At 74.0% G+C, this 13638-nt stretch carries 10 protein-coding genes and 2 tRNA genes; 4 read left to right on the plus strand and 8 right to left on the minus strand.

Going from position 1 to position 13638, the window contains the following annotated elements; all coding sequences use genetic code 11:
* Positions 1-82: 82 nt before the first annotated feature.
* Both ACZ407_RS10285 and ACZ407_RS10290 read left to right on the plus strand, forming a co-directional pair.
* Complete coding sequence (locus tag ACZ407_RS10285; RefSeq protein ID WP_468127185.1) at positions 83-2281, plus strand: elongation factor G-like protein EF-G2; 2199 nt, start codon at positions 83-85, stop codon at positions 2279-2281.
* 210 nt (positions 2282-2491) lie between these two features.
* A complete protein-coding gene (locus ACZ407_RS10290; RefSeq protein WP_468127187.1) occupies positions 2492-4159 on the plus strand; it encodes a hypothetical protein in 1668 nt (555 codons plus the stop codon).
* 122 nt (positions 4160-4281) lie between these two features.
* Here the strand turns inward: ACZ407_RS10290 and ACZ407_RS10295 are convergent, their stop codons facing one another.
* The 4 genes from ACZ407_RS10295 to ACZ407_RS10310 all read right to left on the minus strand — a co-directional run bounded on the left by ACZ407_RS10295 (position 4282) and on the right by ACZ407_RS10310 (position 8870).
* Positions 4282-4842 (minus strand): HIT family protein, encoded by a 561-nt coding sequence (locus tag ACZ407_RS10295; RefSeq protein WP_468127189.1) that lies wholly within the window; start codon positions 4840-4842, stop codon positions 4282-4284.
* Between the two features lie 84 nt (positions 4843-4926).
* Positions 4927-6903, minus strand: a complete 1977-nt coding sequence (gene thrS / locus ACZ407_RS10300; RefSeq protein ID WP_468127191.1) for a threonine--tRNA ligase — start codon at positions 6901-6903, stop codon at positions 4927-4929.
* Between the two features lie 169 nt (positions 6904-7072).
* Positions 7073-8287 carry a hypothetical protein gene (locus tag ACZ407_RS10305; RefSeq protein WP_468127193.1) on the minus strand — a complete coding sequence of 405 codons (1215 nt, stop codon included), beginning with the start codon at positions 8285-8287 and terminating at the stop codon, positions 7073-7075.
* Positions 8288-8309: 22 nt separating this feature from the next.
* Positions 8310-8870 carry a DUF4365 domain-containing protein gene (locus tag ACZ407_RS10310; RefSeq protein WP_468127195.1) on the minus strand — a complete coding sequence of 187 codons (561 nt, stop codon included), beginning with the start codon at positions 8868-8870 and terminating at the stop codon, positions 8310-8312.
* 216 nt (positions 8871-9086) lie between these two features.
* Here ACZ407_RS10310 and ACZ407_RS10315 point away from each other — a divergent pair, with 216 nt between their 5' ends.
* A complete protein-coding gene (locus ACZ407_RS10315) occupies positions 9087-9812 on the plus strand; it encodes an exonuclease domain-containing protein (protein WP_468127197.1) in 726 nt (241 codons plus the stop codon).
* 98 nt (positions 9813-9910) lie between these two features.
* On the opposite strand, the gene ACZ407_RS10320 is transcribed toward ACZ407_RS10315, so the two are convergent.
* Positions 9911-9985 (minus strand) — tRNA-Val (locus tag ACZ407_RS10320).
* Between the two features lie 38 nt (positions 9986-10023).
* On the minus strand, positions 10024-10533 hold the full coding sequence (locus ACZ407_RS10325) for an SRPBCC family protein (RefSeq protein ID WP_468127199.1): 510 nt from the start codon (positions 10531-10533) through the stop codon (positions 10024-10026).
* Between the two features lie 94 nt (positions 10534-10627).
* Here ACZ407_RS10325 and ACZ407_RS10330 point away from each other — a divergent pair, with 94 nt between their 5' ends.
* On the plus strand, positions 10628-12964 hold the full coding sequence (locus tag ACZ407_RS10330) for an SCO7613 C-terminal domain-containing membrane protein (RefSeq protein WP_468127201.1): 2337 nt from the start codon (positions 10628-10630) through the stop codon (positions 12962-12964).
* A 105-nt stretch (positions 12965-13069) separates the two neighbouring features.
* Here ACZ407_RS10330 and ACZ407_RS10335 read toward each other — a convergent pair.
* Together ACZ407_RS10335 and ACZ407_RS10340 are read right to left on the minus strand one after the other, a co-directional pair.
* Positions 13070-13141, minus strand: a tRNA-Val gene (locus tag ACZ407_RS10335).
* Positions 13142-13205: 64 nt separating this feature from the next.
* A complete protein-coding gene (locus ACZ407_RS10340) occupies positions 13206-13628 on the minus strand; it encodes a TIGR02611 family protein (RefSeq protein ID WP_468127203.1) in 423 nt (140 codons plus the stop codon).
* Positions 13629-13638: the final 10 nt, after the last annotated feature.

The raw sequence follows: 13638 nt of genomic DNA on the forward strand, positions 1-13638 counted from the left end.
GCGGAAGCGACCGGATCCACCGGTTCCGCTCCGGCGCCAACCTCACGCCACCCCACCGCTAGGACCGGGAGGCCCGATACCCATGGGCGACAAGGCGAACACACCATCCGGGGCCGCCGGCAGGGCACTGTCGGCCGAGCGGCCCGACTCCCTCCGGAACGTCGTGCTGGTCGGCCACAGCGGGTCCGGCAAGACCACCCTCGTGGAGGCCCTGGCCCTGACCGCGGGCGCGGTCAACCGGGCCGGCCGGGTCGAGGACGGCAGCACCGTCTCCGACCACGACGAGATCGAGCACCGCCAGCAGCGCTCGGTGCAGCTGTCCCTCGTCCCCGTGGAGTGGGGCGGAATCAAGATCAACCTCCTGGACACCCCGGGATACGCCGACTTCGTCGGAGAGCTCAGGGCCGGTCTGCGCGCCGCGGACGCGGCCCTCTTCGTCGTCTCGGCCGCCGACGGAGTGGACGGCGCCACCCGGCTGGTCTGGGACGAATGCGAGGCCGTGGGCATGCCCCGGGCCATCGTCGTCACCCATCTGGAGGCATCCCGCGCCGATTACTCCCAGATGGCCTCCGCCTGCGGGGACATCTTCGGCGGGGACGACCCCGACGCGGTCGTCCCCCTCTACCTGCCCCTGCACGGCCCCGCCGGAGCCGACGGGCACGCACCCGTGACCGGCCTGCTCGGCCTCCTCTCCCAGCGCGTCTACGACTACTCCTCGGGCGAGCGCACCGAGCGCGACCCCGACCCCGCCGAACTCGCCCTCATCTCCGAGGCCCGCAACCGGCTCATCGAGGGGATCATCGCCGAGAGCGAGGACGAGGGCCTCATGGACCGCTACCTCGGCGGCGAGGACATCGACCTCCGCACCCTGATCGACGACCTGGAGCGGGCCGTGGCCCGGGGCACCTTCCACCCCGTCCTCATGGCCGCCCCCGCCGCCGACGGCGCCCGCCAGGGCCTGGGCACCGTCGAGCTCCTCGAACTGATCACCGGCGGCTTCCCCACCCCCCTCGAACGCGCCCCGGTCGAGGTCACCACCCCCGACGGCAAGCCCCGGCCCGCGGTCGGCTGCGACCCCGACGGCCCCCTCCTCGCCGAGGTGGTCAAGACCTCCTCCGACCCCTACGTCGGCCGCGTCTCCCTGGTCCGTGTCTTCTCCGGCACCCTCCGTCCCGACCAGACCGTCCACGTCAGCGGCCACGGGCTCACCGACCGCGGCCACGAGGACCACGACGTGGACGAGAAGATCGGCGCCCTCACCTCCCCCTTCGGCAAGCAGCAGCGCACCCTCGGCCGCTGCATCGCCGGCGACCTCGCCAGCGTGGCCAAGCTCACCCGGGCCGAGACCGGGGACACCCTTTCCGCCAAGGACCACCCGCTCCTCATGGCTCCGTGGGAGATGCCCGACCCGCTGCTCCCCCTCGCCGTCCAGGCCCACAGCAAGGCCGACGAGGACAAGCTCTCCCAGGGCCTGGCCCGGCTCGTCGCCGAGGACCCGACCATGCGCCTGGAGCAGAACCCGCACACCCACCAGGTCGTCCTGTGGTGCCTCGGCGAGGCGCACCGCGACGTGGTGGTCGAACGCCTGCGCAGCCGTTACGGGGTCCAGGTGGATCCGGTCCCGCACCGGGTGAGCCTGCGCGAGACCTTCGCCGGCAAGGCCGCCGGGCGCGGCCGGCACGTCAAGCAGTCCGGCGGGCACGGCCAGTTCGCCATCTGCGAGATCGAGGTGGAACCGCTGCCGCCCGGCAGCGGGATCGAGTTCGTCGACAAGGTGGTCGGCGGCGCGGTGCCCCGCTCGTTCATCCCGTCCGTCGAGAAGGGCGTACGGGGGCAGGCGGCGCGCGGGGTCGCGGCCGGGCATCCGCTGGTCGACGTGCGGATCACCCTGCTGGACGGCAAGGCCCACTCGGTGGACTCCTCCGACGCCGCCTTCCAGACCGCCGGCGCGCTCGCCCTGCGCGAGGCGGCCGCCGAAGCCCGCATCGACCTCCTCGAACCGGTGGCCGAGGTCGCGGTCCTGGTCCCCGACGACTACGTCGGACCGGTCATGAGCGACCTGTCGGGCCGGCGCGGCCGGGTCGTCGGCACCGAACAGGCCGGCGAGGCCCGTACGCTGGTCCGCGCCGAGGTCCCCGAGATCGAGATCGACCGGTACGCGGTGGACCTCCGCTCCCTCTCCCACGGCACCGGCCGGTTCAGCCGCAGCTACGCCCGCCACGAGCCGATGCCGCAGCCGCTCGCCGACAAGATGCGCGAACAGGCGGAAAAGGGGGCGTAGTTACCCGAAAAATCCTGCCGCCGCCCACCCAACTCGCTTGCGGTGGGCGGCATTTCCCTGTCCTCTGACGCGGGGGCACCCGCCCCCGATAGGCTCTTCGGCAGGTGTGCCGGGTGGGGCGGCGGGGAACGACCCGCCAGGGGACCGGTGAACGGGCGGGCGCCAGTGCGCCCGCCGCGCGGCCGGCACGGCACACGGCACGGCACGGCGATGGGGGCAACGGTGGCGGACGGCAGTTTCGATTTCAGTCCCGGGGCGCAGGTACCCCTCCAGGGAGCGGGCGGGCAGACGGCGGCGACGAACGCCCTCGCCTCGGCGGCCTACCGCGACAGCCCGGCCGAGGAGATCCTCAAGGCCAACAACGAATGGCACGAGTCCGCCGTCAAGAAGGGCAAGCTCTCCCTCTTCGCCCCCAACTTCGGCGAAGCCTTCTGCGCCGCCGTCCAGGCGCGCATGCTCGGCGGCGGCCGCAAACCCCTGATCCAGTCCTTCGGCGCCGAGCCGCAGACCGTGGTCGAGCACTGCCTCGCCGCCTCCCGCCTGCGCAAGCAGCGCGACCGGCAGCTCCGGCTGATCACCGTCGTCTGCGGCATCCTGTTCCTGCCGGGCACCCTCCTGTGGATCGCCCTCTTCCAGCTCCGCAAGACCCTCGCCAAGCACGAGGGCGCCCGCGCCACCTGGATGGGCACCGCCGTGCTCGTCGGGATCGGCATCGCCGCGACCGTGCTCATGTTCCGGCTGCCCTTCACCGGATTCTGGGGCTACTACCTCCGCGGCATCATCATCGCCCCGGTCGCCGGCTGGTACCTCGCCCGCCGGATCTGCGAGCGCACCGCCGCCGACATGCGGGCCCGCTGGGACGGCCTCCTCGACGGCGGCGGCATCGGCGCCAAGATCCCCGAGGCCGTCCCCGCCAACCCGGGCGAGACCGCCGCCGAGGAACTGCGCCAGCAGCTCTCCCGGCTCACCGCCGAGGACCGCAGCAACTCCGTCTTCTACGCCGGCCCCAAGGGCATACTCGGCATGGGCACCCGCTGGGGCAGCTGGCAGCTCGCCGAGGAACTCGTGCCCGCCACCCCCGGCACCGACATCAACCCGTTCCGCAGCTGGGACGTGATCCGGGCCATCGAGAAGCAGCTCTCCCAGCTGCACCGCGGCCCGCTGCACACCGGCGGCTTCCCCACCCCCACCGTCAAGCACTGGATCGTCTCCCCCGTCGGCGAGGGCGCCAAGGAGGTGGCCCGGCCCGCCGGGGAGGGCGTGGACCCCTTCCAGGTCAGCCCGCAGGAAGTCACCCGCATCTGCAACGAGCAGCAGTTCAGCAACGGCAACCGGCACTACCTGGGCATCCAGTTCACCCTCTGGGACGGGCAGCTGGTCATCACCATGATGGTCACCGTCACCGTGCTCTACCAGACCCTGCGCATCGAGGTCACCGGGCATGCCCTCGGCCCCGTACACGGCCTGTTCACCACCAAGTCCGCGCCCAAGACGGTCGAGGTCTCCAAGACCGTCCGGTTCTGGGAGACCATGGAGAACACCCTGCCGCTGGTCGACGCCAGCGAGGTGGTCCGCCTGGCGGTGCGCGCCCCGCTCACCTGGTACCCGCCGCTGCTGGAGTTCCTCGGCGGCAAGATGGTGCTGCCCGAGCCCTTCGGCGTCCGGCACGTCTGGGCCGGCCAGCCCTGGCGGCACCGCTTCATGGCCGACGACGCCCTGCGCGCCGCCACCCCCGTGCTCCGCGTGGTCCACACCGCCGCGATGAAGGTCCTCGCCGACAACGGCGTGGACACGGAGCGCTTCAACAACCGCTCGATGATCGTCAGCGGCCTCGTCCAGGACGCCAGCCCCCGCAAGGCCGACGTCTACGACGGCTGACGCGGGACGGCGGACGGCGGACGGCGGACGGCGGGAACGGACTGCGGGAACGGAAACGGCGCGAGTCCGCCGGGCACGCGGCCCGGCGGACTCGCGCCGCCGGTTCGGGGAGTGCGGGACGCTCAGCCCGTGGGCCAGGCGTCCGCGAGCATCTGCCGGGTGTCGGCCAGCAGCTGCGGCAGCACCTTGGTGTGCCCCACCACCGGCATGAAGTTCGTGTCCCCGCCCCAGCGCGGCACGATGTGCTGGTGCAGGTGGGCGGCGATCCCCGCGCCCGCCGCGGCCCCCTGGTTCATGCCGATGTTGAAGCCGTGCGCCCCCGAGGCCTTGCGGAGCGCGACCATCGCCCGCTTGGTGAGGTCAGCCAGCTCCGCCGTCTCGGGGCCGTCGAGGTCCGTGTAGTCCGCCACGTGCCGGTACGGGACCACCATCAGGTGCCCGCCGTTGTACGGGTACAGGTTGAGCACCGCGTACACGTGCCGGCCCCGGGCCACCACCAGGCCGTCCTGATCGGACATCTCCGGGATCCCGCAGAACGGGCAGCCGTCCCCCGCCTCCGGGCCGGTCGGCTTGTTCTCGCCCTGGATGTAGGCCATCCGGTGGGGCGTCCACAGCCGCTGGAACGCGTCCTGCACCCCGACACCGATCTGCTGCTCCGGCTCAGTCGTCATGCCATGCAGCATATGACCTCGCCGGATGGTGCGAGGAAGGCCCCCGGAAAGTGCTTTCCGGGGGCCTTCCGTCCACGCTTCGGCGTGCGGCGCGGCTCAGACCTGTACGCGGTCCTCGACGACCTGGACCAGCTTGGCCAGGGCGTCGGCCTTCGGGATGCCATTCTCCTGCGAACCGTCGCGGTAACGGAAGGAGACGGTGCCCGCGGCCATGTCCTCGTCACCGACGATGATCATGAACGGGGTCTTGAGCTTCTGGTGGTTGCGGATCTTCTTCTGCATCCGGTCGGAGGAGGCGTCCACCTCGACCCGCAGGCCCTTCTTCTTCGCCTCGGCGGCGAAGTCCTGCAGGTACTCGACGTGCGCGTCGCCGATCGGGATGCCGACCGCCTGCACCGGGGCCAGCCACGGCGGCATGGCGCCCGCGTAGTGCTCCAGCAGCACTGCGAAGAACCGCTCGATCGAGCCGAACAGCGCGCGGTGGATCATGACCGGGCGCTGGCGCGAGCCGTCCGCCGCGGTGTACTCCAGGTCGAAGCGCTCCGGCAGGTTGAAGTCGAGCTGGACGGTGGACATCTGCCAGGTGCGGCCGATCGCGTCCCGCGCCTGCACCGAGATCTTCGGGCCGTAGAAGGCGGCGCCGCCCGGGTCGGGGGTCAGCGGGAGGCCCTGCTTCTCGGCGACCTGCTGGAGGACCGCGGTGGCCTCCTCCCAGACCTCGTCCGAGCCGACGAACTTCTCCTCGTCCTTGGTGGACAGCTCCAGGTAGAAGTCGGTCAGACCGTAGTCGCGCAGCAGGTTCAGCACGAAGGTGAGGGTGCGGTCGAGCTCGTCGGCCATCTGCTCGCGGGTGCAGTAGATGTGCGCGTCGTCCTGCGTGAAGCCCCGGGCCCGGGTCAGGCCGTGCACCACGCCGGACTTCTCGTACCGGTACACGGTGCCGAACTCGAACAGGCGCAGCGGCAGCTCGCGGTAGGAGCGCCCGCGCGCGTCGAAGATCAGGTTGTGCATCGGGCAGTTCATGGGCTTGAGGTAGTAGTCGGTACCACCGTCGAGCTGCATGGGGGGGTACATGCCCTCCGCGTACCAGTCCAGGTGGCCGCTCTTCTCGAAGAGGGCGCCCTTGGTGGCGTGCGGGGAGTAGACGAACTCGTAGCCCTCCTCCTCGTGCCGGCGGCGCGAGTAGTCCTCCATGACCCGGCGGATGATGCCGCCCTTGGGGTGGAAGACGGCGAGGCCGGAGCCGATCTCGTCCGGGATGGAGAAGAGGTCCAGCTCGTTGCCGAGCTTGCGGTGGTCGCGCTTCTCGGCCTCGGCGAGGAAGTCGAGGTGGGCCTTCAGCTCCTCCTTCGAGGGCCAGGCGGTGCCGTAGATGCGCTGGAGCATCGGGTTCTTCTCGCTGCCGCGCCAGTAGGCGGCGGCGTTGCGCATCAGCTTGAACGCCGGGATGTTCCGGGTGGTGGGCAGGTGGGGACCGCGGCAGAGGTCCTTCCAGCACAGCTCGCCGGTCTTGGCGTCCAGGTTGTCGTAGATGGTCAGCTCGCCGCCGCCCACCTCGACGTTCGCGCCGTCGTCGGTGGACGCGGAGCCCTTGATGCCGATGAGCTCCAGCTTGTACGGCTCGTCCGCGAGCTCCTCGCGGGCGGCCTCGTCGGTGACCACGCGGCGGGCGAAGCGCTGGCCGCGCTTCTGGATCTCCTGCATCTTCTTCTCGATGGCCTTGAGGTCATCGGGGGTGAAGGGCTTCGCCACGTCGAAGTCGTAGTAGAAGCCGTCGCGGACCGGCGGGCCGATGCCCAGCTTGGCCTCGGGGAAGAGCTCCTGCACGGCCTGGGCCATGACGTGCGCGGTCGAGTGGCGCAGGATGTTCAGGCCGTCCTCGGAGGAGATCTCCACCGGCTCGACGGTCTCGCCGTCCTGCACCTCGTACGCGAGGTCCTTCAGCTCGCCGGCCACGCGGGCCGCGACGACGGTGCGCTCGCCGGAGAAGAGGTCCGCCGCAGTGGTGCCCGTGGTCACCACGCGCTCTTCCCGCTCGGAATCGCGTTGGATGATCACACGGACGTCCGACACCGGTCTCTCCTGACTCATGGGGGTGCGGCAGTGGTCACTGCGCGCGCCTGAATCGTACCGAGCCGATGCGGTCGCCCGCGAAACGGTTACGGGAGCCGGAGGGCACCGGGCCCGGAGCGAAGGGTTCCGCCGGGTCGGCCGGGCCGCACGCCCACGGCTCCTCCCCGTGTCACCCGTCCCGCTCCTCCGCGCCGTCCGCCGCCTCCGTGAAGTAGTCGATGTCCTCCCCGAGGGACTTCACCAGCCGGTCCCGCTCCACCTCGTCGAGGGGTACGGCGGCCACCCCGGCCACGTCGGTCAGGCGGCGGAACCCGCCGCGCCGCTGGAGCCGCCCGCTGAGCCGGACCGGCAGTCCGGCCAGGTGGGCGTGGCCGGCGACGGCGTACGCCGCCTCGTCGAGCACCGCCCGCACGTACGGCACCGGCGCCCCGGCCAGCACCCGCAGCCGGACGGTGCCGCCCCCGCGGGGCGCGGAGCGGCGCATGCGGACGACGGCGCCGGCCAGGCTGACGGGCACGGCGGGCTCGGCGCCGGTGTAGCGGGCGGCGGCGGCGCGCAGGGCGGGCAGATCCCCGGGCGAGAACTCGACGGCCTCGGGGCGGGCGGCGCAGCCGGCGGGGGTGCCGGCCGCGGGGGCCCAGGCCAGTGCGATGCGGGCGCCCTCGGTGCCGCGGACCAGGGCGATCAGGGCGTCGGCGAGTTCCCGGCTGACGCCGGCCTCGACGGCCGTGTCGAAGGCCTCCATGCCACCGGTGGCCCGCTGGTAGTCGACGGCCTCGCGGGCGGCGTGGAGGGCCCGGTGCAGCCAGGTGACGGCCCCGCGGCCGCCGTCCACGGGGACGAAGGCCGTGAGCCGGCGGCCGCCCGGGGCGGGGCCGACGAGGATCCCGTCGACCTTCCGCTCGGCCTGGCCGCGGTGCCGGGCGCCGTGGTAGCCGGCCCGGGCCACGTCGGCGAGGGCGCCGGCGAGCAGCAGCCGGCGGGCGGCGGAGCGCAGCTGTTCCTGCACGGGCCAGGAGGAGTCGTGGGGCAGCCCGTCGGGCAGGTCCCGCCACCAGCGGACCTCGTCGCTGGGCACGGTGAGCCCGTAGAGCACCTCGCGGGCGGAGGGCAGCCCGCTGCGGGAGAGGGCGGTGAGGGCCTCTTCGATCAGGTCCCCGCTGTCGGGGAAGGCGTCGCTCTCGGGGACGAGCAGGCTGGTGCCGCCGCGGAGCGGGGATCCGGGCGGGGCCCAGCGGGCGTACCGTCCGGCGGCGCCCCCGCAGCGCTGCCAGCCGTGCCGGTCCAGCAGGGCGCCGAGCACCCCGGGATCGACGGCTGCGGGGAGGGGTCCGCCCGGTTCCGCGAAGTGCGGCGGCAGGGGCTCCGGGTGCGGCCGGTTCATGAGGGCTCCCTTCCGGCGGGCATCAGGGCCTGCCTCCCGATCCGACCCGGGCCATGATCCGGCACAGCGCCCGGTCGTCGAAGATCCGGCTGGTCGGGATCCGCACGGTGGTCCGGCGGCGGCCGGTCACCGGGTGCCCGGCCAGGTTGGTCCAGTAGCAGCAGTGGCGCAGGTCGAGCCGGTCGTGCCCGGCGCGCAGCCAGTCCCCGCGGTCGCGCGGCACGAGCATCACCACGAGGATCTTGTGGACGGCGACGGGGGTGCGGGCGAGTTTGACGAGGTGGTCGTTGTCGAGGGTGAAGGCGAAGGTGGGGCCGGGCGGGCCGGGGGCCACCTGGGCGGTCGCCTTGAGCTGGATCTTGATGGTGACCTCGTCGTCCACCGTGTGTGCGGGTGAGCCGTGGCTGACGTGCCAGTCGATGCCGTTGTCGGGGAAGGGCTGGGACAGGGAGCAGCCGGCGGCGGCCGCGACCGCGTGGAGGTAGCCCACCTGGAGCGTCTCCATGCAGGCGGTGGTGGCGAGTGTGCCGCGCAGCGGTTCGGTCCGCTCGGGCACGCCCTCTTCGGGCTGTGCGAGCGCCATGGCTCCCCGTCGTCTTCCGGTCCGGTCTCCCCGGACGCTCCCATGACGACCGTTCAGTTGTACGGTCCCCCAAGGGTGTTGTCTCCGCAGCGGACGGGCCGCAAACGGCGTACGGGGTGAACGGCCCGGGTATCACCGACTCGGGCGGGGCCGGCGCGATCCGGGTGGTTCCGGGGCCGATGCGCCTGCTGCCTTTCGGGGACGAGGAGTTCGGACATGACACGCTGGTACGAGGGCCCGCTGGCCGCTTTTGACACCGAGACCACCGGAGTTGACGTCGAGCAGGACCGCATCGTGTCGGCTGCGATCGTGGTGCAGGAGTGTGCGGGCGGCCGGGTCCGCTCGACGCGCTGGCTGGTGAATCCCGGCATTCCGGTTCCGGCCGGGGCCACGGAAGTGCACGGCCTGACCGACGAGCACCTCCAGCGGCACGGCCGGTGGCCGGCGCCGGTGATGGAGGAGATAGCCCGCACGCTCGGGGAGCAGGCGGCGGCGGGCCGTCCGGTGGTGGTGATGAACGCGCCGTTCGATCTGACGCTGCTGGACCGGGAGTTGCGTCGGCACCGGGCGTCCACGCTGGCGCGGTACCTCGACAACCGGCCGCTGACCGTGCTGGATCCGCGGGTGCTGGACAAGCATCTGGACCGCTACCGCAAGGGCCGGCGGACGCTGACCGACCTGTGCGCCCACTACGGGATCACCCTGGACGGGGCGCACGACGCGGCGGCGGACGCGGTGGCCTCGATGGAGGTGGTGCGGGCGGTGGGCCGGCGGTTCGCGGGCCGGCTGGAGAGGCTGTCGCCGGCGGAGCTGCACACGCTCCAGGCGGTGTGGCACGCGGCACAGGCGCGGGGGCTCCAGGCGTGGTTCGCGCGCAACGGCTCGGAGGAGGCGGTGGATCCGCACTGGCCGGTGCGGCCGGAGCTGACCACGGCGGCCTGACCGGGGCGGCCCGGGCGGTGCAGCCGGCGGCCCGGGGGGGTGCGCGGCTGCGGACGCGAAAAAGCCGGTCCGTCTGCTGACGGACCGGCTTCTCCCGGTGGTGGGCGATACTGGGATCGAACCAGTGACCCCTTCGGTGTGAACGAAGTGCTCTCCCGCTGAGCTAATCGCCCGGGAACGCACTGAACCATACAGGGGTCGCGGGGTTCGATCAAACCGCGCCCTCCGGGCCGTCTTCCGGTGCGCGTTCCGCCGTGCCTCCGGCCGGTCCCCCCGAGGCGGCGAGGAGGGCCCGCAGCCCGCGCCGCCCCGAGCGCATCATGAGGGCGTGGTTGAGCCGGAACAGCGGCCGGCCGGGCACCGCGAGGAGCCTCATCAGCGGCTTGCGGACGGTGACTTCCTGTTCGTAGACGGCCCGGGTGCCGCCGCCGGCGCGGGGCAGCAGGGTCCACCGCACCCGGCCTTCGAGATCTCCGTGGAGGGCGGCCTCCAGCACCCCGGCGGCCGGGTCGGTCCGGCGGGCGACGGCCGTGACGTGGAGCTCGTACGGCAGGAAGGAGCGGAAGACCGCGGCGCCGGCGTCCTCGCCCCGCGGGACCACCCGCCGGACCTGGGGCCACCACGCGGGATACCGCTCGGGGGCCGCGAGCACCGCGAACACGCGGCCGGGCGGGGCGTCGAGGTCCCAGACACTGCGGAAGCGGTACCGGCTCCAGTCCACACCGCCAGTGTGGACCGTACTCAGGGACGGGCGGGGGCGAATCTGAGTACGCGCACCCATGTCCCCGCGGCGTGACCGGCGCCACACTCCGGGCATGGAGAACGTACCCCCGCCCGCCGAGGAGCTGGTGCTGCTCGACCGCGAGCTCGCCCGACTCGACGCCCACCGCGCCCGGTTGCTGGCCCGCCGGGCCTGGCTGCTGGGCGTCCTGACGCCCCCGGCCGCCGCCCCGCCCTTCACCCCGTGGTCTCCCCCGGCCGCCGCGGACCGGGAGGGGCAGGGTCCGGCGGCCCAGCACGTGCTGCTGGCGCTCGGGGCCGCCCTGCTGGCGATCGCCGCACTGGCCTTCACGGTCGTCAGCTGGGGTTCGCTCGGCATCGGCGGCCGCTCGGCGGTGCTGGGCCTGGTGACGGCGGCGGCGCTGGCCGCTCCGGCCGCGCTGCTGCGCCGCGGGCTGGCCGCGACGGCCGGGGCGGTGGCCGGCCTGGGGCTGGCCCTCACGGTGCTGGACGCGTACGCCCTGTACGCGGTGGGCCTGTCCGGTCTGGACCCCACCGGGTACGCGGCGGGGGCCTCGGCCGTACTCGCGGCGGCCTGGTCGGGCTACGGACGGCTGCTGCCCGGGCTGCGGCTGCCGGCTCCTGCCGCGCTGCTCGCAGCGCAGCTGCCGCTGCCCCTCGCGGCCCTGGCCGCCGGTGCGCCCCCGGCCGGAGTCGCCTGGGCGCTGCTGGGGACGGCCGCGCTGGACGGGGCGGTGGCCCTGCGGACGGGTCCGCTGCTGCGGTGGTTCGCGGCGGCGCCGGGTGCGATGGCCGGCGCGGGTGCGCTGCTGATCGCGCTCGTGGAGTCCTGGTCGGCGGCGCCGCGTACCGGTACGGCGCTGGTGGCGGAGGCGCTGCTGCTCGCGGCGGGTGCGGGTGCCCTGGCCGCCGGGTGGCGGATGCCGCGGGCGGGCTCCGGCCCGGCCCTGGCGGGCGCGCTCGGGCTGGTCTCCGGCCTGGCGCTGGTGGCGGGGGCCGGGGGCGTGGTGCGGCCTTCGGACACCACGTGGCTGGCGGCCGTGTACCTGCTGTGCGCGGCTCCGCTGCTGGGGGCGGTGCGGCTGGGTGCGGAGCGGAAGCCGGTGGCGGGCGGTCTGCTGGGGGCGGCGGGGGTCACGGCGTCGCTGGCGGTGCTGCTGGTGCTGCCGGTGGCGGGTCAGGCGCTGGCCGCGCCGCTGGGGACGTTGGACGAGGTGTGGGACGCCGGTTCGGCCCCGGAGCGGACGCTCGCGTGGCCGGGCGGGGTGGTCCCGCTGGTGCTGCTCGCGGTGGCGGCCGGTGCCGGGTGGCTGGGCCGGGCGGCGCAGTGGCCGCGGCTGTGGGCGGCCGCGGGGGTGGCGGGCTGGCTCGGACTGGCGGTGCTGCCTGCGGCGCTCGGCCTGCCGCCGGCGGGGGCGCTGGCGGTGCAGGTGGCGGCGGTGGCCGGGCTGTTCGCGGCGGCCCGGCTGCTGCCGGGCCGGGAGACGGCCGCGGCGTTCGAGGTGTGCGGGGTGCTGGGCGCGCTGTCGGTGGCGCTGGCGGCGCTGGACGGCCGGGTGGCGACCTTCGCGGTGCTCGGGGCCCTCGGCCTGGTGGGCGGGTACGCAGGCCGCACCCGGCCGGTGCCCGCGGTGCTGGCGGTGGGCTGCGCGACGGCGCTCGCGGTGGCCTCGGGCCGGGCGCTGGAGCTGCCGTGGCACGGGTGCGCGCTCCTCGTGCTGCTGGTGCCCGCCGCGGTGGCGGCGCGTCCGCCCCGGGCCTGCCGGGTGCCGGTGGAGGCGGCGGCGGGTGCTGCGGGGGTGCTCGCGGTGGCCCTGGCGGCGCAGCAGCCGGCCTGGCTGGCACTGGTGCTGGCGCTGTGCGGGGTGGTGTGCGCGGGGGCGGCCCTGCGGCCGGAGCGCCGGGCGGCCGGCCTTCCGGCGGCCGGACTGCTGGTCGCGGCGGCCTGGGTGCGCCTGGCCGCCTGGGAGGTGGCCCTGCCGGAGGCGTACACCCTGCCGGTGACCGTGCCGGCCCTGGTGATCGGGGCCCTGCGGCTGCGCCGCGATCCGCAGGCCTCCTCCTGGACGGCGCACGGCCCCGGCCTGGCGGCCACCCTGCTGCCGAGCCTGGCGGCGGCCTGGGGCGACGCCCACTGGCTGCGGCCGCTCCTGCTGGGCCTGGCGGCCCTGGCCGTGACCCTGGCGGGCGCCCGCCTGCGCCTGCAGGCCCCCCTGCTCCTGGGCGGCGCCGTCCTGCTGCTGGTCGCCCTGCACGAACTGGCCCCGTACGTGATCCAGGTGGCGGGCCTCCTCCCGCGGTGGCTCCCCCCGGCCCTGGCGGGCCTGCTCCTGCTGGTCCTGGGCGCCACGTACGAGAAGCGCCTCCGGGACGTACGCCGCGCCCGCGAGGCCCTGGGCCGGCTGCGGTGAGACGGGGGGGCGGCAGGCCGATGCCGCGGGGGCAGATCCGGCCCCGGCGGCCCGGAGCATGCCGAAGGCCCGGAGACCGATCGGTCTCCGGGCCTTCGGGCCGGGTGGGCGATACTGGGATCGAACCAGTGACCCCTTCGGTGTGAACGAAGTGCTCTCCCGCTGAGCTAATCGCCCGGGCACACAGAGAACATTACCGCATGTCAGCGGGTGCCCGGCACCACCCCGGCGCCCCGTCGGATCACTGGCTGATGTTCCACGGCATCGCGAACCCGAACTTCCAGAGGTAGACCCCCAGCAGCGCCCCGGTGATCACCAGTCCGGTGCCGATGAGGATCAGGTTGCGCCGCCGGACCTTGGGGTCCAGCGCCCGCTGCGCGGCCTCGGTGACCTTGCGCTTGGTCCAGCGCAGGACGAGCTGGGCCCAGACGAACTCGGTGGCCCAGATCGCCATGCCCGCGAAGATCACGAGCCAGCCGGGCCCCGGCAGCGGCAGCATGATCACGCCGGCCACGACCACGGCCAGACCCACGATGAAGACGCCGACCTGCCAGCTGAGGTGCAGGGTCCGGCGCGCCTTGACGAACTCGGGCGCCCGGGAGCCCAGCGGCTGCTCCGATCCGGGCGTCTCGACACTCTTCTCTTCGTCACTCCCCGTATTCATGAGTGCCAAC

The sequence above is a fragment of the Streptomyces sp. NPDC030809 genome (genome assembly GCF_055572195.1).

What these genes read in the sequence shown, in the direction of transcription:
- ACZ407_RS10310 (WP_468127195.1), bottom strand. Translation starts at nt 8,870, where the DNA reads ATGGCGCTCGCACAGCCCGAAGAGGGCGTGCCCGAGCGGACCGAACCG.
- ACZ407_RS10295 (WP_468127189.1), bottom strand. Translation starts at nt 4,842, where the DNA reads ATGCTGCATGGCATGACGACTGAGCCGGAGCAGCAGATCGGTGTCGGG.
- ACZ407_RS10340 (WP_468127203.1), bottom strand. Translation starts at nt 13,628, where the DNA reads ATGAATACGGGGAGTGACGAAGAGAAGAGTGTCGAGACGCCCGGATCG.
- ACZ407_RS10305 (WP_468127193.1), bottom strand. Translation starts at nt 8,287, where the DNA reads ATGAACCGGCCGCACCCGGAGCCCCTGCCGCCGCACTTCGCGGAACCG.
- ACZ407_RS10285 (WP_468127185.1), top strand. Translation starts at nt 83, where the DNA reads ATGGGCGACAAGGCGAACACACCATCCGGGGCCGCCGGCAGGGCACTG.
- ACZ407_RS10290 (WP_468127187.1), top strand. Translation starts at nt 2,492, where the DNA reads ATGGGGGCAACGGTGGCGGACGGCAGTTTCGATTTCAGTCCCGGGGCG.
- ACZ407_RS10315 (WP_468127197.1), top strand. Translation starts at nt 9,087, where the DNA reads ATGACACGCTGGTACGAGGGCCCGCTGGCCGCTTTTGACACCGAGACC.
- ACZ407_RS10330 (WP_468127201.1), top strand. Translation starts at nt 10,628, where the DNA reads ATGGAGAACGTACCCCCGCCCGCCGAGGAGCTGGTGCTGCTCGACCGC.